The organism is Candidatus Brocadiia bacterium (assembly GCA_041658285.1).
In the GTDB taxonomy this organism is placed as follows: Bacteria; Planctomycetota; MHYJ01; order JACQXL01; family JACQXL01; genus JBBAAP01.
This window is the reverse complement of record JBBAAP010000002.1, coordinates 411,622-433,098: the sequence shown is the minus strand read 5'-3', so window position 1 is coordinate 433,098 and position 21,477 is coordinate 411,622. Positions and strand designations below refer to the sequence as shown.

General features: G+C 49.1%; 19 protein-coding genes. 7 read left to right on the top strand and 12 right to left on the bottom strand.

Features of this window, described 5'->3' with window-relative positions:
• The first annotated feature begins 91 nt into the window (after positions 1 to 91).
• A complete protein-coding gene (locus WC980_03845) occupies positions 92 to 967 on the top strand; it encodes an isoaspartyl peptidase/L-asparaginase (GenBank protein ID MFA5794182.1) in 876 nt (291 codons plus the stop codon).
• Positions 968 to 1,063: 96 nt separating this feature from the next.
• Here the strand turns inward: WC980_03845 and WC980_03840 are convergent, their stop codons facing one another.
• The 8 genes from WC980_03840 to WC980_03805 form a co-directional block, all read right to left on the bottom strand.
• Positions 1,064 to 1,273 (bottom strand): hypothetical protein, encoded by a 210-nt coding sequence (locus tag WC980_03840; protein ID MFA5794181.1) that lies wholly within the window; start codon positions 1,271 to 1,273, stop codon positions 1,064 to 1,066.
• Positions 1,270 to 2,244, bottom strand: coding sequence for a CRISPR-associated protein Cas4 (gene cas4 / locus WC980_03835; GenBank protein ID MFA5794180.1), 975 nt, complete (start codon positions 2,242 to 2,244; stop codon positions 1,270 to 1,272). The genes WC980_03840 and cas4 overlap by 4 nt, the downstream gene beginning before the upstream one ends.
• Positions 2,241 to 3,326 carry a transaldolase gene (gene tal, locus WC980_03830; GenBank protein MFA5794179.1) on the bottom strand — a complete coding sequence of 362 codons (1,086 nt, stop codon included), beginning with the start codon at positions 3,324 to 3,326 and terminating at the stop codon, positions 2,241 to 2,243. The genes cas4 and tal overlap by 4 nt, the downstream gene beginning before the upstream one ends.
• A 16-nt stretch (positions 3,327 to 3,342) precedes the next feature.
• Positions 3,343 to 4,062 carry a ribulose-phosphate 3-epimerase gene (locus WC980_03825; protein ID MFA5794178.1) on the bottom strand — a complete coding sequence of 240 codons (720 nt, stop codon included), beginning with the start codon at positions 4,060 to 4,062 and terminating at the stop codon, positions 3,343 to 3,345.
• A gap of 81 nt (positions 4,063 to 4,143) precedes the next feature.
• A complete protein-coding gene (locus WC980_03820; GenBank protein ID MFA5794177.1) occupies positions 4,144 to 5,931 on the bottom strand; it encodes a kelch repeat-containing protein in 1,788 nt (595 codons plus the stop codon).
• A gap of 187 nt (positions 5,932 to 6,118) precedes the next feature.
• Positions 6,119 to 6,988, bottom strand: a complete 870-nt coding sequence (locus WC980_03815; GenBank protein MFA5794176.1) for a nitrilase-related carbon-nitrogen hydrolase — start codon at positions 6,986 to 6,988, stop codon at positions 6,119 to 6,121.
• A gap of 20 nt (positions 6,989 to 7,008) precedes the next feature.
• On the bottom strand, positions 7,009 to 7,749 hold the full coding sequence (locus WC980_03810) for an FHA domain-containing protein (protein MFA5794175.1): 741 nt from the start codon (positions 7,747 to 7,749) through the stop codon (positions 7,009 to 7,011).
• Positions 7,750 to 7,751: 2 nt separating this feature from the next.
• The gene (locus WC980_03805) at positions 7,752 to 8,003 is read right to left on the bottom strand and encodes a twin-arginine translocase TatA/TatE family subunit (protein ID MFA5794174.1); all 252 of its coding nucleotides are present in this window, start codon (positions 8,001 to 8,003) and stop codon (positions 7,752 to 7,754) included.
• A 63-nt stretch (positions 8,004 to 8,066) separates the two neighbouring features.
• On the opposite strand from WC980_03805, the gene WC980_03800 reads away from it, so the two are divergent.
• The 6 genes from WC980_03800 (at position 8,067) to WC980_03775 (ending at position 17,252) form a co-directional block, all read left to right on the top strand.
• Entirely contained in the window at positions 8,067 to 9,791 is a 1,725-nt protein-coding gene (locus tag WC980_03800; GenBank protein MFA5794173.1) for a ChaN family lipoprotein, read from the top strand.
• Positions 9,788 to 11,044, top strand: a complete 1,257-nt coding sequence (hutI, locus tag WC980_03795) for an imidazolonepropionase (GenBank protein MFA5794172.1) — start codon at positions 9,788 to 9,790, stop codon at positions 11,042 to 11,044. Before WC980_03800 ends, hutI begins: the two co-directional genes overlap by 4 nt.
• The gene (locus WC980_03790; protein MFA5794171.1) at positions 11,041 to 12,117 is read left to right on the top strand and encodes a DUF6263 family protein; all 1,077 of its coding nucleotides are present in this window, start codon (positions 11,041 to 11,043) and stop codon (positions 12,115 to 12,117) included. The genes hutI and WC980_03790 overlap by 4 nt, the downstream gene beginning before the upstream one ends.
• Before the next feature lie 3 nt (positions 12,118 to 12,120).
• Positions 12,121 to 13,020, top strand: a complete 900-nt coding sequence (gene ftcD / locus WC980_03785) for a glutamate formimidoyltransferase (GenBank protein ID MFA5794170.1) — start codon at positions 12,121 to 12,123, stop codon at positions 13,018 to 13,020.
• Positions 13,021 to 13,110: 90 nt separating this feature from the next.
• Positions 13,111 to 15,258, top strand: coding sequence for an SBBP repeat-containing protein (locus tag WC980_03780; GenBank protein ID MFA5794169.1), 2,148 nt, complete (start codon positions 13,111 to 13,113; stop codon positions 15,256 to 15,258).
• 5 nt (positions 15,259 to 15,263) lie between these two features.
• Positions 15,264 to 17,252 carry a HEAT repeat domain-containing protein gene (locus tag WC980_03775; protein MFA5794168.1) on the top strand — a complete coding sequence of 663 codons (1,989 nt, stop codon included), beginning with the start codon at positions 15,264 to 15,266 and terminating at the stop codon, positions 17,250 to 17,252.
• A gap of 41 nt (positions 17,253 to 17,293) precedes the next feature.
• On the opposite strand, the gene WC980_03770 is transcribed toward WC980_03775, so the two are convergent.
• The 4 genes from WC980_03770 to WC980_03755 are packed head-to-tail and all read right to left on the bottom strand — an operon-like array spanning position 17,294 to position 21,387.
• On the bottom strand, positions 17,294 to 18,256 hold the full coding sequence (locus WC980_03770; GenBank protein MFA5794167.1) for a D-alanine--D-alanine ligase: 963 nt from the start codon (positions 18,254 to 18,256) through the stop codon (positions 17,294 to 17,296).
• 18 nt (positions 18,257 to 18,274) lie between these two features.
• Entirely contained in the window at positions 18,275 to 19,168 is an 894-nt protein-coding gene (gene murB / locus WC980_03765; GenBank protein ID MFA5794166.1) for a UDP-N-acetylmuramate dehydrogenase, read from the bottom strand.
• A 3-nt stretch (positions 19,169 to 19,171) separates the two neighbouring features.
• A complete protein-coding gene (gene murC, locus WC980_03760) occupies positions 19,172 to 20,617 on the bottom strand; it encodes a UDP-N-acetylmuramate--L-alanine ligase (protein MFA5794165.1) in 1,446 nt (481 codons plus the stop codon).
• Positions 20,617 to 21,387 carry a HEAT repeat domain-containing protein gene (locus tag WC980_03755; GenBank protein ID MFA5794164.1) on the bottom strand — a complete coding sequence of 257 codons (771 nt, stop codon included), beginning with the start codon at positions 21,385 to 21,387 and terminating at the stop codon, positions 20,617 to 20,619. The genes murC and WC980_03755 overlap by 1 nt, the downstream gene beginning before the upstream one ends.
• Between the last annotated feature and the right edge of the window lie 90 nt (positions 21,388 to 21,477).

The following is a 21,477-nucleotide window of genomic DNA, read 5'->3' as shown; positions in this document are numbered from 1 at the left end:
AACCGGGGGGGGATATACGGGGAGGGGAGTCCTCCCGGAGGGGGTGGGGGGTAGATTAAAGACTCCGGCCTAAATATCCGATAAAAAGAGGATGTTAGTCTTAATCGTCGCTCACGCCGGGGTTGGTTCGAAGAAGTCCTATTCCGACGCCACCCGCAAGGCGGTCCGTCGCACCGCCGCAGTCTTTAAGAAGACGGGCAATCTAATCAAATCCGTAATCGAAGGCGTGGTCATCCTGGAAAACGACCCGCGCCTGAACGCCGGCACCGGTTCGGTCATGCGCCTGGACGGTTCCATCCAGATGGACGCGGCAGTGATGGATTCCAAGGGTAATTTCGGCGGTGTGGTCAATATCGAGCGGGTCAAGAACCCCGTCCTGGTGGCCTACGAGGTGATGCGCAATTCGCCGCACCTGCTGTTGGCCGGCGAGGGCGCGGTTAAGTTCGCCCGCAAGCACGGTTTTAAGGAACACGACCCGTCTACGCCGGCCACGCGCCGGGGGTTGAAGCTGGCCATCAGAAAACTCAACAGCAAGTCCGTCCCGGCCTGGGCCGGGCGGCATCTAAAGCATTACTGGCAAACCAAATCGTCCGGCGCTCCGAAATCGTGCGACACGGTCGGCATCGCTATTTCTGACGGCAAGGGTAATTTCGCATCGGCCGTCTCGACCGGCGGCACGGCTTACGTCCTGCCCGGCCGGATAGGCGATTCGCCCATCATCGGTTCCGGGCTTTACGTCGGTGAATACGGCGCGGTGGTGGCGACCGGAGTGGGCGAGGAAATCATGCGCAAGATGCTTTGCCGCGAGGTCTATGAACAGCTCCGGCACGGGGTCAGCGCCCAGGCCGCCTGCGAATGGGGCGTCCGGCTTTATGACAAGAGCATCCCCATCGGGCTTATCGCCGTGACCAAGGATTCCTGCGGTATCCACGCCAACTGGCAGATGGCCCAGGCAATCTATAAATAGATTCCGGATTGCAGATTTCAAATCTCAGATTACAAATCAACCGCTTACATTATTAATAATATGGAATCTGGAATGTGTAATCTATGATCTGAAATGTTATTCCCGGTGTTGTTGCGCCTTGAACCTGAGCATTATCTGGAGGATACTGCCGAAGAGGTAGACCACCGCGAAGATGACTATACCCAGCCGGACAGCCATCAAATTCTGGATTAATCCCCAATTCTGCCAGTAGTCCAGCGCCAGAAGAACAATAATCAGGCCGGCCAGGATTCTGACCGCCAGCATTATCCGGTTGATGGTTTTCATAAGTCGGGGTCCTCCTTGATGTCCAATCGCTCCATTTTGGTTTCGGAATAGAATTCGTCAAGCTTTTCCTTGAGAAACTCCTTGAGCTTGTTCTGGTCCAGCCGGCGCATGGATGATTCCTTGAGGTTAATCATATACGAGCCCAGCCGGGCTTCGGTGATTTGCTTTTTCCGGAGCTGTTCCTTGACTATCTCGATGAGATCGTCTTCCTTGGTTTCGAACTCCTTGCGCTGGCCTTTGACGAAGATGAGTTCGGAAATGGCCCGGACCAGTTCCTCGTCGGTTATCTCGACGGTTCCCTTTTCCGGCACGCCCAGCCAGCAGACCTCGCGGTAGTCGCAATAATTGCAGTGCCAGTCGGTTCTGGGGTAAGGCCGGTCCGGCAGGGTGTTATTGGCGATATATGATTCAACCTGCTTGAGCCGGTCCAGGAAGTCGTTGACCACCCGCTCGTCGAAGGGGATATCGAAGTCGTAGAAACTGCTGGTGTCCTTGTTCTTGTAGAGGAGGATGCCGCTTTTGGCCTCGATCCTGAATATGTTCTGGACGAAGTAGAGGTAGAGCTGGAGCTGGATGACGTGTTCCTCTTTGGGCCCGTCCCGGATGACTTCTTCGAACCCCCAGCGGTTGATGGATTTTATTTCCAGTACGTAATAGCGCCCGTCCAGCTTGATAAGTGCGTCGAGCTTGCCGGAGATATTGAGTTTGGGGTCGCGCAACGGGGCTTCGCGCATGGTCACTTCGACGCCGGCATCGGACAGCTGCTGGACGATGGCCTTATGGTGCATATCGCCGTCGGCGAATATGAAGAACAGCCGCGGGTTGGTGGGCAGGGCCTTTTCGCCGCGCCATTGGTAGACCAGCGCCCGGAGGCATTTGGCCGCGTCGGACGGCCAGTGCTTTTCCTTGGGGTGGGGCGGGCGGGAGGACATTTTGTCCTTGGCGTATTTTTTGAGCAGTTCGGCTATCATTTTCCTTTAAGCTGGCTGGTCTTGGATTTAATTGCGTCAATGGTCTTTTTGTAGGCGTCGGCGAATGACTTGACGCCTTCGTCCTGGATGGCCTGGCATTCCTTGACGATGTCTATCCGGTGCTGTTTGAGCGATTCCAGCACCTTCCGGGCGCCGTCGATATCTTTGTCTATGGTTATTTCCGGCCGGCCGTGGTCTTTGAACGCCTTGATGGTGGCCGGCGGGACGGTATTAATGCTGTCCGGGGCGATTATTTCCTGGACGTATTTGATATCGGGGTATGCCGGGTTCTTGGTGCTGGTGCTGCCCCAGAGGATGCGCTGGCGGTTGGCCCCGGCCTTGGCCAGTTTGTCGAACCGGTCGGACCAGAATGTTTTCCGGTAATCCTGGTAAATCACTTTTGTATTGGCCACGGCCGGTTTGCCTTTGAGCTCCGGTTCCGGGCAGATGGCGTCCAGCCGGGTGTCTATCCGGCTGATGAAGACGCTGGCTACGGAGTGCACGTTATTCAATGGCAGTTTCCGCTTGAGCCGGTCTTCCAGACCGGCGATGTAGGCTTCGGCTACGACCCGGTAATGGTCCAGGGAAAATATCAGGGTGATGTTGATATTGACGCCGTCGGCAATCAGCTCCCTGATGGCCGGGATGCATTCTACCGTGGCCGGTATTTTTATCATTATGTTAGGGCGGGACAGCCGCTGGAAGAGGTATTTGGCCGATTCTATCGTTTTGGCTTTGTCGTGCGCGTATTCGGGCGATACCTCGATGCTGACGAACCCGTCCCGATGATTAGACTGTTCAAAGACGGGCTTGAGCATATCGGCCGCCTCGGCGATGTCGCTGACGGTCAGTTCGTTGTAAATATCATCGGGCGACTTGCCAGACTTGGCCAGCCGGGCGATGTCGGCGTCGTAATCAGCAGATGACAGGATGGCTTTTTCGAATATGGACGGATTGGAAGTGACGCCGCTGATGCCGTCGGCGATAAGTTGCTTGAGCTCGCCGTTCTTGAGCAGGCGCCGTTCGATGTTGTCATACCAGATGCTCTGGATTTTAGCTAGTTCCAATAACGGGTGTGTCATAATTGCTCCTTACCCTCTATGAGCGAGGGTTATCTGCGGCTCTAAGTGATTTTACGGCTTTGGCCGGGTCGGCGGCGCTGAAGAAATAGCTGGCCGTGACCAGATGGCTGGCGCCGGCTTTGATTATGGCCGGAGCGACCTTGTCATTGACGCCGCCGTCAACCTGGATGTCGCCATTGAATATCCGGCGCAGGGATTCTATTTTTGGCAGGACCGATTCGTTGAATGACTGCCCGGAAAATCCCGGGTTGACCGACATAATCAGGACGCCGTCGATGTCGTTTAATATTTTCTGGATGCACAGGGGCGAGCCGGGGTTGAGGGCGATATAAACTTTCTTGTGGGCCGAATGTATCTGGTCCAGCACCGGCCGGATTTTGTCCGGGTAGATGGCGCTTATTTCCTTGGGGAATTTGTCCGGGCCCTGGGCCGCGGGTTTCAGCTCGCCGTAGCATTCGGCGTGCAGGGTGATGATGTCAACGCCAGATTTGATGTAGTCGTTTATGTAACGGTGCGGCGCTTCTATCATCAGGTGCGCGTCCATAGGCAGTTGGGTATGCTGGCGGATGGATTTTATGACCACCGGGCCGAAGGTGATATTGGGCACGAAATAGCCGTCCATGACGTCAAGATGGATGGCATCAACCCCGGCCCGCTCGCATTTATCCAGCTCTTTTGCCAGGCAGGAGAAATCAGCTGATAGGATACTGATGCCGACTTTGATATTGTTGTTCATAAGGAAGGATTATGACAGTTAATGGGGATATGTCAAAATATTTGAGACGGTAAAAAGGGGTGATAGTATCTAATCCTGGTTTTATTGTGATAGATAACTAGCCCCACTATTATAGAATATTCCTAATCCGTCAGTTCCGCCCCAAATTATCATCGTTTTGGAGTTATTATCCCATACTGCTGTATGGTCCATACGTTTAGGAAGAGTCGTACTTGAAGGGGTGGATGTAGGTATCCAGGTGTTATCATTAGGGTAATATATTCCGCCACTATTAAGAGAACCTTCTAATGTATTTGCTCCACCCCAAATAATCATTCTTGTGTTCGTCCAAACAGCAGAGTGATAAACACGGGCAGAAGGAGCATCTGTGCTGGCTAAAGAACTCCAGGTATTAGCAACGGGATCGTATATTGCCCCATCATTTAAATAAGCTTCACCCGTAGTTCCACCCCAGATAATCATTTTAGACCCTGTCCATACTGATGTATGAGCATATCGACCTGAGGGTGCTCCGTTGGTTGATATCGGCTCTGTTATCCAGAAATCTGTTACTGGGGAATATTGTCCACCGGAGTTATCAACGCCTCCGGCAATGCCGCCCCAAACGAGTAAATAAGTGCCACTCCAGGCGGCTGTATGCCAACGGCGTCCGGCTGGTGCGCCAACGCTGTTTTCTTCAATGAAATTAGGATATTCGGTAGGTCTGGCCCATCTGTCTGATGCGGGGAAATAAACACCGCCTGTTTTTAGAAGTATTTCAGTAGTAGTAGTTCCTGTTCTGCTGATCGTTTGTCCGCCCCATATCATCATTCTATCTCCCGCCCAAATAGCGCTGTGTTGAGATCTGGTTACCGGCGCGTCGGTAATCGTCATGTTTGTCCAAGAATTTGTGGCGGGAGAGTAAACTCCTCCGGTATTTAATGTCTGGATTCCATCATCGCCGCCCCAAATAATCATTTGCGTTCCGGTCCAAACTGCGGTATGATGGTGTCTGCCAGAAGGAGTGCCTACAGGATTAATCGTTGCCCAGGAATTAGCAGTTGGAGAATAAATTCCTCCAGTTTGAAAGAGATTTCCGCCATAAATAATCATTCCATATCCATCAGCCCAAATTGCAGTATGTTGTGATCTGGATATAGGTGCACTGGTTGATGAAAGGGCGGCCCAGAAATCTGATGTTATGCCGGATGTCCTGGCTAAAGTTTCCTGCGAATAGATACCGTTATTAGTGGCATAATCAGCCTTAATACGGTAATAATAAGTCATACTTTGGGTTAGGGTGGTATCGGTATAAGTGATGACATTAGCCGTGACCGAACCGACCTGGGCGTAAGTTCCGGACGAGCCGGTCTTACGTTCAATAAGGAACCCTTGCTCTGAACTGAAATTATCGCTCCAGGTAATACTGGCTGATGTAGCAGAAGTCCCAGCTCCATTTAAGGTGAAAGGCATATCCCAACCGGTATCCGGGGTGGTTACCGAGGCTTCATTGGAATACTCGCTTTCGGCATTTGTATAAAAATTCCTGGTCCGGTAATAATAATTTATAGCCGGTGCGACACTTGTATCGGTATAACTGTGCACATCACGCCCTAAGTTTACAATAGTGATATATACCCCGGTTGTTCCGGCCTTCCGTTGGACCCTGACGCCTTGTTCAGATAGCGAATCTTCCTGCCAGGTAAGGACGACCTGCGTGGATGACGAAGCTGTCGCCGTCAGGTTATAGGGGGCTTCAGCTACGAAACTATTGCCGGTTTCGTTGTTCTGTTGCAGGGCGCTGGTGCAACCCTTGGCGCCGGTATTGACTAAAATAGCCATACCGAGTAATAGTGCCAGACATACGAATAGTCCGAGTTTTTTACGCATAGTTAACCTCCTGATAATTAATTATTAATTATAAAATTTATACCTGACTTACTATAATAGTCAACTAAAATATAACTTAACTTTATAATTTAGGTTATGGTTTATACTTGGGTTGTTCGACCCCAACCCGTACGGTTAGGGGAGTTACAGCCCAGTATAGTTGGCAGTATTCTTCACAGACTGCCGACTATAATTCGCACAGTTCCGAATAGGTTTCCGGCCGCCGGTCGCGGTAAAACTGCCAGTTATTACGGACTTCCCGGATAAAATCCATATCCAGGTCAGCTATCAGGACTTCATCATTATTACGGCCGGCCTGGGCGATAATCTTGCCGCGCGGGTTGGCGAAATAGCTGGTGCCGTAGAAATCTCCGGTATTCCAGGGTTTTTCCCGGCCGACCCGGTTAATTACGCCGACGTAATATTGGTTTATGGCCGCATAAGCCGGCATGCCCAGCTTCCAGATATGTTCGGAAAGACCGGCTACGGTGGCATTGGGATTAAAGAGTATCTCGGCGCCTTTCAAGCCCATTATCCGGGCACCTTCAGGATGGTGGCGGTCATAACAGAGGTAAACACCGACCTTGGCATATCGCGTTTGGAATACCGGGTAGCCCAGGTTCCCCGGCCGGAAATAGAACTTTTCCCAGAACCCCGGATGACAGTGGGGCAGGTGGCTTTTGCGGTATTTTCCAAGATAGGTACCGTCCGCGTCAATCACCGCCGCGGTGTTATAGTATTCGCCGGGCATTTCTTCTTCGTAAACCGGAGCGACGATAACCATGTTGTATTTCTTGGCTATTTTACGGAGCAGCGAAATGGTCGGCCCGCCGGGTACTTTCTCGGCCAAGTCATACCAGCGTGAGTTTTGTTCGGCCGCGAAGTATGGGCCATAAAATAGTTCCTGCAGGCAAACTATCTGGACTTTTTTATCTGCGGCCTGCTTGATAAGCTTAAGGTGTTTGTCAATAGCAGCTTTCTTAATGGCCTGGTTTGATGCTTCCGGACCTTTGACATTAGAGGCTTGTATCAATCCGCATCTGACGGTATTTTTCATATCAAGTCGTCCTGTCTAATTTATTTATTATCTTTGGGCTCATCTGCGCCGCCTATGGGCGGGGCAGTTGGCTGAGTTATATTTTTATTGGTATGGCGTTTCGCTATGGCCGATATTAATTTTTCTCCGGCCCATTTGGAAACAAACAGCAGGGCTAGGAAGAATATCAATAAGGCGATGAATAATAATAATTTAGTAAAGAACGATCCTGATTGGACCGGTTCCTGAACAGCTGATATTTTAACAGGCCTTGGCGCCGGGGTCGGTTTAGACCCGTTCCCATAAGCCTTTCCCGCTATTTTAGCCATTTCGCTGACGGCTTCCTTGCTTTTGCTGATATCCGGACCGTTGGTTCCTTTTATGCCGGAAGAAAGGTCGGCTGTTGCCGCATCGCTTTTAGCCGAAGGCGGCATATCAGCCGAACCGGATGTTTGTTTCTGGGTTATCTCGTTTGTCTTGGTTTGGTCAGTTGCATCAAGGGTTTCTTTGTAGGTGATTGTCGTCCGTCCGATGACAATGCGGTCATTATCCTTTAGCTTCCGCATCGTTATTTTTTCTCCGTTAACCAGGGTGCCGTTGCGGCTGTTTATATCGGATATATAATATCCATCCGGCTGTTTAACGATGCGTGAATGCTGGCGCGAGGCACGAGGGTCGTCTATGTAGACGTTATTAGTTTTCTCGCGTCCGATGATAGCTTCTTCTGTAAGATTGAAACTTTTTACCTGGCGGTCAGCAGTTTCTATAATCAAGCCTGGCATGACTACTTACCCTCCTCGGGCTTATTTTCAGGATGAATAACCGTATCTGTTGCAGAATAGGGGTTAATTTCGGGCGTTTTTCCGGAAATTTCCTCTTTTCCTATTTTGGTCAATTCCTGTTTTACCCCGTCTACTTCCTTCTTAAATGACTTATATCCCTTGCCCATTGCCCGGGTTATTTCGGGCAGACGCCGTCCGTAAAGCATTAAGGCCAGAAGGATAATTACGAGTATTTCGAAACTGCCTATATTCATATTAACTTGTGGCAAAATACTATTTCTATTGTATTATGTCAATAATAAAATATAATTATTGTTATGCCTTACAAAAAACAGGATATATCACCCCGAGTGGAGTTGATAGAAATTCAGAAACGACTGCTCAAGCGTATAAAACAAAGTCTTTACGCTGAATACTGCCTGACCAACCCATGGATTGATGAGTATTATGAGGATTATAAAAAGCTTACCAGTTATTACGAAAGATTGGTTTCTAAGGCGGAACTTCTTGATGAGATAATCAAATCTAATATTGTTTATCTGGGTGATTATCACACGCTGCGCCAGTCGCAAAAGACATTGGTTCGTATGCTTGGGCCTATCATAGATTCCGGTTTTTCACGCCCGGTGGTTATCGGGCTGGAAATGTTCCGGGCCGAGTACCAACCTTCAATAGACAGATTTCTAAGCGGTGGAATTAGTGAAACTGGGTTCCTTAAGCAGGTGAATTACGATAAAACTTGGGGTTTTAACTGGAATCATTACAAGATTATTCTGGATTTTGCCCGCCAGCATAACATCAGAGTATGTGGGTTAAATACCAGGGATATAAAAGGCAAAAACTCCTTGGATCGGCGCGACGATGTTATTGCTAAAACTATAGCCGATATGTTATCCCAAAACCCTAAAGGATTAAATCTGGTTTTATTCGGTGACCTGCATATAAGCGAGAACCATTTACCTAAAAAAGTGGACCAAATAATTGTCGAGGAAGGGTTGCCTGTCTTAAAGAGGCTTATTATCTGCCAGAATTCCGAGCGTATTTACTGGAAGCTGGCGTCTCAGGAGTTGGAGCAAACTACCGAAGCAGTTAAGATTAAAGATGGTGTTTATTGCGTGATGAACTCTACGCCGCTGATGGTTTTCCAATCATGTTTTAGCTGGCAGTATCAGGAAGAAGAATTGAAATCATGCCCGGTGCATTCGGGTTGGTGCCAGGGGGAAGCTCCGGGAACTCTTTTGCCTGAAGAAATGGCCGAGCTGGTTAAAGCGATATGCCAATTTTTGAACTTGGAAGTTCCACCCCTTGATCGGTTTACTATTTGCTCGGCACACGATTTTGATATTCTGGAGAAAGTAAGAAGAAAGTTATCCTCACCGATTGAGAAAGAACGGATTGCGGTTGACTTGGCCCGAACTGAAAGCTATTTCATTCGCGAAGCCAACTTGATATGTTTGTCAAACCTTTCATTGAACCATGCGTCCGAAGAAGCGGCCCACCTGATACATTATCATTATGCATTAACGGATAAAAACGGTAAACCGGCAGAGATTAAGCGGTCGCCGATGGATAATTTTTATTATAATGTTATTCGCGAGGCGTTAGGCTTTTTCGGGTCCAGAGTTATAAACCATAAGCGGCTTTGCAATAAAGAAGCCGATTTTCGGAGTTTGCTTAGCCGTTATGCCCGGAAAAGGGTGATTCCCACCTGGGTTTATGCAGAGCGTCAAATTATTCGAATTGTTCTGGAACATATGAAACGCGAACATGATTATATTGACACTTCAAACTGGAAGACGTATAGAAAAATAAGTTATTTGAATATTGATCAGTGGGTTGGAGTTTCTCAATCACTGGGGTATATTCTGGGTGATAAACTCTATAACGGTGTGATGCAGAATATCGTCAGCCGAAGTGAAATAAGAGAGCTATTTCTTAAGCCCTTTGGTTCGGCCAGAGAGTCCCTAAAAAGCTATCTTTACCTGGTTCGCCGGACGGAATCAGTAAAGGAAGTATTCTCGGGGAAAGAAGATCACTTATGAAAAAAGTTGACCTGATTATCACCGATGTGGCCGAACTGGTCACGGTTCGGGGATATTCAGATAAGCCCTGCTCGGGTGCGGGGCAGATGAATAATCTGGGTATCATTACCAATGGCGCAATTGCCATTCATAAAGGTATAATAATTGAAGTTGGTTTTTCTAAAGATGTTGCTAAAAGATATCGCGCCAGTAAAACCATTAAAGCAACCGACAACGTGGTAACGCCGGGTTTGATAGACCCTCACACCCATCCGGTATTTGCCGGAGACCGAGCGCTTGAATTTGAGATGCGCATAAAAGGCGCAACCTATCAGGAAATATCCGCGGCTGGCGGAGGTATTAGGTCAACTGTTCGTAATACCCGCGCCGCGACTAAGGCTGAGCTTAAGCTAAATGCCCGTAGGTATCTTAATAATTTTATCAGTCATGGGACTACTACGATTGAGGCCAAGAGTGGTTATGGTTTGAATCTTAGCGATGAGATAAAAATACTTGAGGTGATAAATGATTTGAACAAGGGAAAAGACCTGCCTGCAATGGTTCCGACATTTCTTGGTGCTCATGATATTCCGCCGGAATACAAGGATGATAAAGCAGGTTACGTGAAATATCTAAAAGAGAAGATGATACCAGAAGTTAGTAGACGCCATTTGGCTGAGTTCTGCGATATTTTTTGTGAAAAAGGCGTATTCGAGATAAATGAAACGCGTGATATATTGATGACCGCGCACAGATATGGATTTAAACTCAAACTTCACGCTGATGAGTTTGCGCCGTTGGGAGGAGCTGAGCTTGCGGCCGAATTGGGCGCGGTGTCGGCGGATCATTTAATGGCTATTTCTGATAACGGAATCAAAGCTATGAAAGATAAAGGTGTCATTGGTGTGATTTTACCCGGCACCACTTTTGCGCTTGGGCTTAAAAACTACGCTCCAGCCCGCAAGATGGTAGATGCAGGGTTACCTATAGCGTTGGCAACTGATTTTAATCCGGGGACATCAATGACAGAGTCAATGCCTATGATAATGACTATCGCTTGCACGTTGATGAAGCTTACCCCGGCTGAGGTTCTGGTGGCCGCTACGATTAATGCGGCTTATGCAATTGAAAAACAAAAAAAGGTTGGTTCGTTGGAAGAAGGCAAAGACGCGGATATTGTTATCTGGAATGCGCCTTCTTACCGACACATCCCGTATCACTGGGGAGTCAATCTTGCAAAAGTAGTGATAAAGAAAGGGAAGATGGTTGTATGAAAAAGAGATTGTGGCTCAATGTCGGATTGACAGCCGTAATAATAGCCACTGGTTGCGCAGCGGATCCTCAGGTTAAGGAAATAAAGAAGCCGGAATCCACTGCAAATATCAATATTGTTGCTCCTGTTACTGCGCCCAGTGATAAGGTAAAACTGGAATGGAAATTTTTTAAAGACAATACTTATAAATATAAGATGACCCAGGAAATGATATCTAATACTTCAGAGCCGACGATGGGTGAACAGAAAATGGCCATGAAACAGGAAATAAATTATTCCCAAAAAGTTATGGGTGTTAATGAGAACGGCGCAGGGATATTGGAAACGACTTATAATACGGTGAACCTTAACGCTGATATTCCTATGCTTGGTAAAATTAAATTCGATTCGACTAATCCCGAAGATATTGCCACTCTGGATAATTCGGATCCGGCTCCGCAGAAAATGCTATTTAGACCTTTTATGGTAATGTTGGGGAAGAAACTTACCGTTAATATGGATAAATCAGGTCAGGTTATAGAGGTTAAAGGCATTAGTGAGCTTATGGATGAATTGCTCAAGGGTAATGAAAGATTTGCTGATCAGATAAAAGCGAGTTTTAACGAAAAATGGTATACTAGTCTGATGACCCAGGCTAATACCCGGTTGCCCGGAGCAATTGTTGCTAAAGGCGAGTCTTGGACAAATGAAACAGAGATTCCGGTTCCTATGGCCGGTAATATTAAACTTGCTATAAAATCCACTTATATGGGTAGCGAAATTTATAATAACCGCAATTGCGCCCGGATTGATGATCAGATTACCCTGAGCTTTAATCTGGAGCAACTTCAGCAGCTTGGGGATAAGGTTAAGATAGAATGGTCCAATAATAACGGGATTCGAAAGACATATTTTGACTTTCAGGTCGGGCAAGTTATCAAGAGCGAAGCCAATATGAGGTTAACTATGGATGTGACTATTAAAAGTGCTTCGTCACAGGATGAAGGTGTTAATAATGATCCTAATCAGATGCCTCCGGAAATGAAAATAAAGAACGATATTTTTATCAATACAACTCTTGAATTACAGGAGTAAAAAATGCAGATAGTTGAATGTGTACCTAATTTTAGCGAAGGTCGTCGTTCCGAGGTGGTTGACCAGATACTTAGAGAAATTACCCTGGTCAAAGGCGTTAAGCTTCTGGATAAAGAAATGGATTTTAACCACAACCGGGTGGTGGTGACTTTTATCGGAACTCCGGCCGGTGTCGGGCAAGCCGCTTTCAGCGCTTGCAAGAAAGCATCCGAATTGATTGACCTGACCAAGCACAAAGGCGAACATCCGCGCATGGGCGCGACAGATGTGATACCTTTTATACCTATTCGGGAAATCGCCATGGGTGATTGCATTAAAATCGCACGTCAGGTCGGGCAAGATATCGGTGTGAAATTAGGCATACCGGTCTATTTGTATGAAGAAGCTTCGACCCGTCCGGAACGAAAGAATTTAGCCAACGTGCGCAAGGGTGAATTCGAAGGTTTGAGTGAAGAAATCGGTAAGAATCCAGAGCGTACTCCCGATTTCGGGCCCAATCGCATTCATCCGACTGCCGGCGCCACGGTCGTGGGAGCTAGAATGGTACTGGTGGCTTTCAACGTTAACTTAGCATCCAACGACCTGATACTGGCTAAAAAAATAGCCAAGACCATTCGGGAATCAAGCGGTGGTATGCCTAATGTCAAGGCTCTTGGTCTGATGCTCCACGACCGCAACATTGCCCAGATTTCTATGAACTTGACTAATTATAAGGTTTCTTCTCCCAAAATGGTATTTGACCGGATAAAACAGCTGGCCGGAGAATCCGGCGCCAAAATATTAGAAAGCGAATTAATCGGCTTGGCGCCTCAGGAGACGTTTCAGGGTACTTCTCCGCAAGAACTTAAAATTGCTAATTTTAGCTCCGACCAGATAATTGAAAACCGAATAAAAGACTTGTAGGCATAAACGTACGGTTGTTCTGATGTGCAAGAAAAGTTTGCCGTTTCGGCGAAAATAGGCTATAATATATCCATAAGGAATAAGCCTATTATGCGGTTTGTATTTATCTGTCTTTTAGTCAGCTTCATGATTTTAGGTTACGGCGGCATTTGCCAGCAACCTGATTCAACCACCGGCAGCAGTGATGTTGCTTGGGGGCCGGTTGCTCCGACTAACCTTACGGCAACCGCTGTTTCTTCGTCTAAAATAAACTTATTATGGCAGGATAACTCTGATGATGAAAAGGAATTTCAAATAGAGGTATCAATTGATGGACTAAATTACTTTTTGCTTAGTACCATAAGCCCTAATGTTACCGTTTTTACCGATACCAGCCTGGTGGCTTCAACCATTTATTATTACCGAATCCGGGGATGGAATAATTCTGGTTTTGGTCATTATTCTAATGTTGCTTCAGCCACTACATTGCCTCCGCCTAACGCACCTTCGGCCGTAGCTTTACGGGTAGTTACTGATAGCCAGATCAATGTTTCCTGGATTGATAACTCCAATGATGAAAATGGTTTCAGAATATACCGACGCATTGGAATGAGTGGAAATTATATGGAAATATTTGCAGTGGCGGCTAATATGGTTTTTTATAGCAATACTGGGTTGACACCTGGGCAGGATTATTATTACAAGGTTGTGGCTTATAATGACGGGGGGGCGAGTGCATATTCTAACGAAGCTCAAGCGGTTTCAACCGTGACTTTGCCGTCCGTGCCGTCGGGTATGAACGTCTCAAATATATCCGGGTCGTCGACCGCTCTGAGCTGGAGCGATAATTCCGATAACGAAGACGGTTTTATTATCGAAAGAAGTTTTGACGGAATAAGTTTTTCGGGACTTGTCACTTTAACAGAAAATACCACGGTCTATACCGATACCGGATTGAACAGCTCTTCACCATATTATTACCGGGTCAGCGCTTACAACTTTGCCGGGAATAGTGCCAATTCTAATCATGGCTATGTAGTCACTCCGGTCTGGACTCAGCGTTTAGGCACGCTTGACCGTGACTGCGCTTTCGGTGGAGCTTCCGATTCCGAAGGAAACATCTACAGCACCGGTTTTACCAATGCCGGCATGGACGGGAATGTTTATTACGGCGGCCGGGACGTGTTCCTAGTCAAATATGATCGGTATGGGATTAAACAATGGACCAAACAAGACGGTACACTCCAGGATGATTATGCCAGCAAGGTAGCAGTCGATACTTCGGGCAATATTTACATTGCCGGCTACACCTACGGTAATTTTGACGGCAATAATAATGCCGGGATTATCGACTGCTTCCTGATTAAATACAATTCAGCCGGTATCAAGCAATGGACTCGGATGTTCGGAACAGAATCTGGTGATATCGCCGAAGCGGTTTATACGGATTCTAATGGTAATGTTTACGTCACAGGGTTAACATACGGCTCATTTCCGGGGAATACTAATCAGGGTGACGCTGATGTATTTCTGGCCAAATACGACGCTGCAGGAGATTTTAAATGGGTCAGTCAGCTTGGCTCCGATTTGTATGATACTGGTTACGCCGTAGCTGTTGATGCCGGTAACAGCATCTATATCGCCGGCAAAACCGCCAATGAGTTTGAATTAGGACAGCGTAAAGGTGTTAAAGGTATGGATGATTTCTTTATCGCCAAATACGATTCCAACGGCGTAAAATTGTGGGCTAAGCAAGATGGCACTAACGCCTATGACAATGCCTACAACCTGGCGCTGGATGCTTCAGGCAATATCTATGTCATTGGTAATACTAACGGAGAGATGGAAATCGGCAAATGGCAGGGCGGTTATGATGTTTTTATTGTCAAGTATGATTCATCTTGCACTCGGATATGGTCAAAACAGATTGGTTCGACCAAAAACGATACAGCTTATAGTCTGGCCATCAACAATAACGACTATATCTATATAGTTGGCGATACTTCAGATTCATTTGGAGACAATGCCTATATCGGTGGCACGGATTACTTCTTGGTCAAATATGATTCAAGTGGCGCACAAATTTGGGTTAAGCAGGGCGGTACCATGGCTGATGACAATGCCCATGATATTGTTATTACGTCCTATAATTTTATCTATATTCCGGTGTTCTCTTTTGGAGTTATCGATAATTATTCCAATCAGGGTGATTATGACGTTTTTCTGATAAAATATAATCTGGACGGTCAAAAGAAATAAGTGTTATGCTGCGGATATTGAAGTATTTCGTCATTTCTGGCGTCATAATGATTTTATTGAATCATGATGCGTTGGCCATCTGCCCGCGTAAGGCGCACGGCTGGACCGATGCCGACCGTGAGATGATAAAGAAAAAGCATGGCAAGCAGGAAGAAGAGAAAGATAACAATACCGAGGTTAAGCCGGATGATAAAACCAAAGAAAAGGCTCCGGAACCGCCCAAGGATATCAAAACACCTGATGGCAAAAAATTGCTCCCCGATATTAACGCTAACCCGGATACCCAACAACCGGACCTCGGTAAAGAATCCAAACCGAGCGATTCATCAGAACAATCAACAGAAGAAGGCATTAGCCCGGCCGGCCGAAACGCATCCCGCCCGCCATTGAGCGAGGGGCTTCAGCCCCGGCTCCAGAGTATTCGCACCGAGGCCAATGCCGAAGGCCAGGTGGTCAGCCTGGCCGGGGTGGTCGAGCCCTGGGAGGTCTGGTGGACATTGAATCGGGAGCAGTTCCTTGATTTCCGGCAGCCGATAGAATGGGTTACCGTAAAAGAAAGCGAAGGCAGCCGATCGGTTATCCGCCATAAAATATACGATGATTTGTTTAATATCCTGGTCAAATCCCTGGAAGAGCGCGATATGACCGTGGCCTGGAACGCGGCTATTGCCCTAGGCCGGAGCGGCCGAGCCGAGGCCGTCAAACCGCTCAAAAAAGCCTATGGCAATACTCCTTACATTTTAGTGAAAAACTACGCGCTTATCAGCTTGGGTTGGCTCAAAGACATTTCTTCATTAGACATTCTGACCGAAGTTTTATTGGACAAGAAAATGCCCGAAATCAGCCGGAGCCACTCGGCCGTGGCTCTTGGTTATATCAACGACCCGGTTTCCATCAAGGCTTTGAAAGACATCGTCACCGACAGCGATTACCGCAAACAATCGGACGTGGTTTGCGCCGCCATGTTTTCATTGGGCCTGCTCAAAGATGAATCGTCCGCCAAACTCCTGTCAGGTTATCTCAACAGCGAAAAGCGCCTGGAATCCCGCCTGCGCGTCTACGCCGCGCTGGGATTGGGGCATATCGGCACTGACGATGCGTTTGCCGAGCTGAAAAAGTGCCTGGTCGACAAGGATAAGGATGTGCGCGTATCCGCGGCCATGGCCCTGGGATTGGTCGGCCAACCCAAGGCCAAAGACGAGTTGATTATCATGCTCAAAGACAAAGACGAGACCGTCCGCGGCATGGCCGCCGTATCGCTGGCGCAATCTATCCGGCAATATCCGTCCAAGTCCGTATTCGCCAAATCAGCGGCTGACGCTTTGCTGGCGGCATTGGCCAATAGCAAGCGCGAGGCCCAGGGTTTGATGATACTGGCCCTAGGCATCCTGGGTGAACCGCGCCTGAAACCGGAATTGAAAAAGATAATCGAAGACCGCAAGAAAACAGATATGCTCAAAGGCGCGGCTGTCATCGCTTACGGCCTGCTTAAGGATAAAGATGCTGTGCCGATGCTGTCCGAGATGCTGGCTAAACGGCCGGAAGACCCGGTGTTGGCGCCTTACATAATTCTGGCTCTGGGAATGATCGGCCAGGAGAAAGGCGTTGAGGCGATACTTCCTTTATGGCAGGCGGTCGATAAAAATATCGGCTCCGTGGCTTATTCCAATATGGCCGTAGCACTTGCCATGCTCGGCAAACGCCGGGAGGTGATTGACCAACTGGTCAAACAGTCCGGCCCGGGCCAGAACAATATCTTGCGCCAGTACGCGCTCTATACCCTGGGCCTGCTGGCCGACCGCCAGGCGGCCCAGTCGCTGGTCGACGCCTGCAACGAATCATCCAATAATAATATCAAATCTTATGCCGTGGCCGGCATCGGCCTGCTTATGGAAAATAACCGCACTCCGCTGATAACCCAATGGACGGCCGGCAATAACACCGAGGTTTTTACCTGGATTATAGATCATCTTCTGCCTATACCGTCCTGGTAGAAAATTTCCTTATTCTTTGGCTATAAATATTTCAGATATGTTTACAAAGACAGCCTGATGATTTCCCTACAGAGTTGTGGGAACTCGATGCCGACGGCCCGGGCCGCTTTGGGCACCAGCGAGCGTTCGGTCATGCCCGGAATGGAATTGACCTCGAGCACATAAGCCTTCTTCTTGGCCGGTGCGTAAATCAGGTCGACCCGCGAAAACCCTTTGCAACCCAGTGATTTGTATGCCCGGAGCGCCTGGCGCTGTATCATCCGCGCGGCCGGCGCCGGAATCCGTGGTTTGACGATATACTGCGTCCTGTTATCCTTGTATTTGGCCCGGTAGCTAAAAAAGTCCTTATAAGGTTTCATTTCAATCAGCGGCAGAGGCCTGTTCCCGAGAATGCCTACCGTCACCTCGCGTCCGGCGATATATTTTTCCAGCAGGATATCTTGGTCGTAGCGGAAGGCCAGCTTCAACGCATCGTAGAGCTCGTCGGCGCTACGGGCGATGGAAACTCCGACGCTGGAGCCCTCGGAGCGCGGCTTGACCACCAGTTTCCCCCATTTCCAGAACGCCTTGCAGGCTTTAACGGGGAATCTGGAATCTGAAATATGCAATTGCCTGTACGGAGCGCCGGGGATGCGGTGCTTGTCTAATAGCCGCTTGGTGGCGAATTTATCCATGGCATTGAGCGACGCCTGGCGGCCCGAGCCGGTGTAAGGGATGTGATGCTTGTCAAGCAATGCCTGGAGCTGGCCGTCCTCGCCGAATTTGCCGTGCAGGGCGATAAAACTGATATGGCAATCTTTCAGGTCGGCCAGTATCCGCTTGGGGTCGGGGCTTTTTATGTCTATCAGCTTGACCGGATAGCTCAGCGACCTCAGCCCGGCGGCCACGGCCTTGCCGGACTTGAGCGAGACGGGCCGCTCCGAAGAAAATCCGCCGTACAATACGCCGATGCGAAGCTGGCTATTATTAAGAAGTTTTAGCAAGCTGTGTTTATTTGTATTCATCCGTGAAATCCGCGGTTTTTACCAGTTTTGTATTTCCAGTTCCAGCTTGATCCGATACTTATTATATATCGTCTTTTTCACCAGATTAATCAAGCGCTGGATATCAGCGGCCCGGGCTTTGCCGGTATTGACGATGAAATTGGCGTGTTTGGCAGAGACCATAGCGCCGCCGACGGCCTTGCCTTTCAGCCCGGCTTGGTCTATCAGGGCGCCGGCCGATTTACCGGCCGGATTTTTGAATACGCAGCCGGCGCTCCAGGCGGCCAGCGGCTGGCCGGACCGTTTATCTTTCATTATCCCGGTCAAACGGCTGATTATTTTCTTGGCCGGTTCTTTCTTTAACTGCAGGGTAATCAGGTAAGCGATATAACCTTTTCTTAAGATATTTGATGTCCGGTAGCCGAACCACAAATCCCTGTTGTTCAGGCGCGCCGCCTGCCCGTTCTTGTCCAGGGCCAGGACCGATTTTACCAGCGGCCCGATATTGCCGTATTTGCCGCCGGCGTTCATGGCCACGGCGCCGCCCAGGTTGCCCGGGATGCCGGCCAGAGTTTCCAGCCCGCTTAAGCCCATCCGGACTGTCCGGGCAATCAACACCGGCAGCGGATACCCGGCCCCGACGTTGACGATAGTTCCCTTGCGCTCCAGCTCGCGGTTGGTTATTTTAATGACTACGCCTTTGACGCCCTTGTCGCTGACCAGCAGGTTCGAACCCTCGCCCAGGATTCGGACCGGGATGTTATTGTCCAGGCAAATGTTATAGGCGGCCCGGAGCTGGAACATGGTCTGGGGCACGATGAACACCTCGGCCGGCCCGCCCACCCGTAAGGTGGTCTGCAGGTTCATCGGCTCGCTAAACCGGACCAGCGGCGTATTGACCGACTTGAATAATTGGAGCAGTTGTTTATTCATAAGTTAACCCTTTTTTAATTCCTGCTTGAGCATCGGCCCGATTTCCCAGACATCGCCGGCGCCCAGGGTGATGATCACGTCGCCCGGGATGGTGTTGCCCTTAAGATAGCCGGCGATATCGGCGAAGTTGTCAAAATATCTGGCTCGGGGCGATATTTTATTAATTGCATTAACCAGGTCGGCGGACGAAATCAGGGCCCGTTCCCTGGCGTTGTCGCGGGCCGAATAGATGGGCGGGACCAGGACCGCGTCGGCCGCCTGGAGCGCTTGCGCGAACTGATCCAAAAACAGCCGGGTCCGGCTGTACTGGTGCGGCTGGAAGACGCAGAATATCCGCCGGCCCGGATAGGCCGCCCGGGCCGTTTGGAGCGTGCTGGTTATCTCGGTCGGATGGTGGCCGTAATCGTCGATGATGATGCGCCCGCGGACGGCCGGGCCGGAAGCGATGACGTCGAACCTCCGGGCCACGCCGGAAAATCCGGCCAGCGCTTTCCTGATAACCGGTTTGGCGATGCCCAGCCGGTCAGCCGCGATTATGCAGGCCAGGGCGTTATAGAAATTATGATGGCCGGGGATGCCCAGCCTGAAATCGCCGTATAACTGCCGCTTATGCCAGACCCGGAACCCGTTATTGCCCGGTAGCGGCTTGAAATGCCACTCGGCCCTGGCGGTCGAGCCGAAGGTGGCTACCCTTATTTTCAGTCCCTTGAGGCACCGGCGCACGCCCGGGCTGTCGATATTGGCGATGACCAACCGATCGGCCGGCCCGCCCGAACGATAGCCGTCATCCAGCCGGGCGGGCGGCATCAGGCAGAACTGCCTGAAGGCCTTGACCACGTTTGCGAAATTACTGTAATAGTCCAGGTGGTCCGGCTCGACGTTATTGACGATTCTTATTATGGCCGGCAGCTGGTGGAAGGAGCGGTCGTATTCGCAGGCCTCGACCACGAAATAAGGGCTCCGGCCCGGCCGTGCGCTGCTTTGGAAATCCTTGGGTACGCCGCCGATGACAAAAGACGGCTTCTTCCCGGCCTGATGGAGTATATGCGCCATCAGCGACGAGGTGGTGGTTTTGCCGTGCGCGCCGCTGACGGCGATGCCGTAGCCGGCCCGGCGCATCAGCAAGCCGAGCAACTGGGCGTATTTGATGATGGGAATGCGGTACTTATTGGCCCGGATGATTTCCGGATTGCTGCCCGGGATGGCCGCGGATTTTATCACCAGTTTGCAATCGGAATTGATGTTGCTTGCCCGGTGATTAGGAAATAACTTTATGCCTGATTTTTTGAGATAATGTTTTATGGATGGGATAAGCTGCAGGTCTGAACCGCTGACTTTGGTTTCAGAGGAAGCCAGGTAATGGGCCAGCCCACTCATGCCGGTGCCGCTGATGCCTATGAAATGGACCGGTCCTTTATTAAGGTTTAAGCTTGTTAATGGTGTTGCCATTAGTGTGGTTTTTGCAGCCGGTTAATTTCTTCTTTAAGTTGAGAGGTTGTCTGTCTGATCTCCGATTCGGCTTTCTCGCGCAGAGTTCTAGTGGCTTCGCGCATTTGGTGTTCCACGTTCTGGCGGAGCAGTTCTGAAAAACGTTCTATTTCATTCTGGCTGTCTTCTTTAAGCTTATTAAAGAAGACCAGCAGTTCACCCCGGCGTTGTTCCAATTCCTGGGTAATCTGGTCGAATCGCTTAGTGACTTCATCGCTATCGGCGAGATACTTATCGGCCCTTTTGGAGATTTCTTTCATTTCCTTGATTTTAGATCCGGCCATATAGCCGAAAACTACGGTTAAAAAGACTATCAGGATAAGCTCCAGAAGCATGACGATAAAGGCGAAATTCAGGTATCGTTGTAGCTCGGCCAGTTTTTGGCCGGCCATTTCCGTTTCGCCGAATTGTTTCATTCCTTCTTTTCCCCACCAATCAAGCCAGGTATCGTAATCGGACGGAAAAGACTGTCGGGATAGCTTGGTCAGCGATTTATAAGCCGCCTCGCGCACTTCGGCGTTATCGTCGGCCAGGGTGTCAATCAGCGGCTTAATAGCATTCTTTACCTTAAGCACGCCCAGAGTAACGGCTACGTTCTTCCTGACCTCCGGGTCTTTATCACGTAATTTGTCTATCAGTCCGGTGGTTGTATCTTCAGCAAAAGCCGTGTTTACAGCTATGGCAGATAAGCATAAGCAGATAATCGCAAATATTGATAAATACTTTTTCATATTCATACCTCCGGTAATTTATTTAACATCAATTATAAGTAAAGCAAGATAATTGGGAAGTAAAAATGATGATTTAATTTAGTGCCGGTT

Coding starts and splice junctions, on each gene's coding strand:
- WC980_03805 (MFA5794174.1), bottom strand. CDS start 8,003: ATGAATATAGGCAGTTTCGAAATACTCGTAATTATCCTTCTGGCCTTA.
- WC980_03810 (MFA5794175.1), bottom strand. CDS start 7,749: ATGCCAGGCTTGATTATAGAAACTGCTGACCGCCAGGTAAAAAGTTTC.
- WC980_03840 (MFA5794181.1), bottom strand. CDS start 1,273: ATGAAAACCATCAACCGGATAATGCTGGCGGTCAGAATCCTGGCCGGC.
- murB (MFA5794166.1), bottom strand. CDS start 19,168: ATGAATAAACAACTGCTCCAATTATTCAAGTCGGTCAATACGCCGCTG.
- WC980_03825 (MFA5794178.1), bottom strand. CDS start 4,062: ATGAACAACAATATCAAAGTCGGCATCAGTATCCTATCAGCTGATTTC.
- WC980_03790 (MFA5794171.1), top strand. CDS start 11,041: ATGAAAAAGAGATTGTGGCTCAATGTCGGATTGACAGCCGTAATAATA.
- WC980_03845 (MFA5794182.1), top strand. CDS start 92: ATGTTAGTCTTAATCGTCGCTCACGCCGGGGTTGGTTCGAAGAAGTCC.
- WC980_03815 (MFA5794176.1), bottom strand. CDS start 6,988: ATGAAAAATACCGTCAGATGCGGATTGATACAAGCCTCTAATGTCAAA.
- WC980_03780 (MFA5794169.1), top strand. CDS start 13,111: ATGCGGTTTGTATTTATCTGTCTTTTAGTCAGCTTCATGATTTTAGGT.
- WC980_03800 (MFA5794173.1), top strand. CDS start 8,067: ATGCCTTACAAAAAACAGGATATATCACCCCGAGTGGAGTTGATAGAA.
- tal (MFA5794179.1), bottom strand. CDS start 3,326: ATGACACACCCGTTATTGGAACTAGCTAAAATCCAGAGCATCTGGTAT.
- WC980_03775 (MFA5794168.1), top strand. CDS start 15,264: ATGCTGCGGATATTGAAGTATTTCGTCATTTCTGGCGTCATAATGATT.
- WC980_03820 (MFA5794177.1), bottom strand. CDS start 5,931: ATGCGTAAAAAACTCGGACTATTCGTATGTCTGGCACTATTACTCGGT.
- hutI (MFA5794172.1), top strand. CDS start 9,788: ATGAAAAAAGTTGACCTGATTATCACCGATGTGGCCGAACTGGTCACG.
- WC980_03770 (MFA5794167.1), bottom strand. CDS start 18,256: ATGAATACAAATAAACACAGCTTGCTAAAACTTCTTAATAATAGCCAG.
- cas4 (MFA5794180.1), bottom strand. CDS start 2,244: ATGATAGCCGAACTGCTCAAAAAATACGCCAAGGACAAAATGTCCTCC.
- WC980_03755 (MFA5794164.1), bottom strand. CDS start 21,387: ATGAAAAAGTATTTATCAATATTTGCGATTATCTGCTTATGCTTATCT.
- murC (MFA5794165.1), bottom strand. CDS start 20,617: ATGGCAACACCATTAACAAGCTTAAACCTTAATAAAGGACCGGTCCAT.
- ftcD (MFA5794170.1), top strand. CDS start 12,121: ATGCAGATAGTTGAATGTGTACCTAATTTTAGCGAAGGTCGTCGTTCC.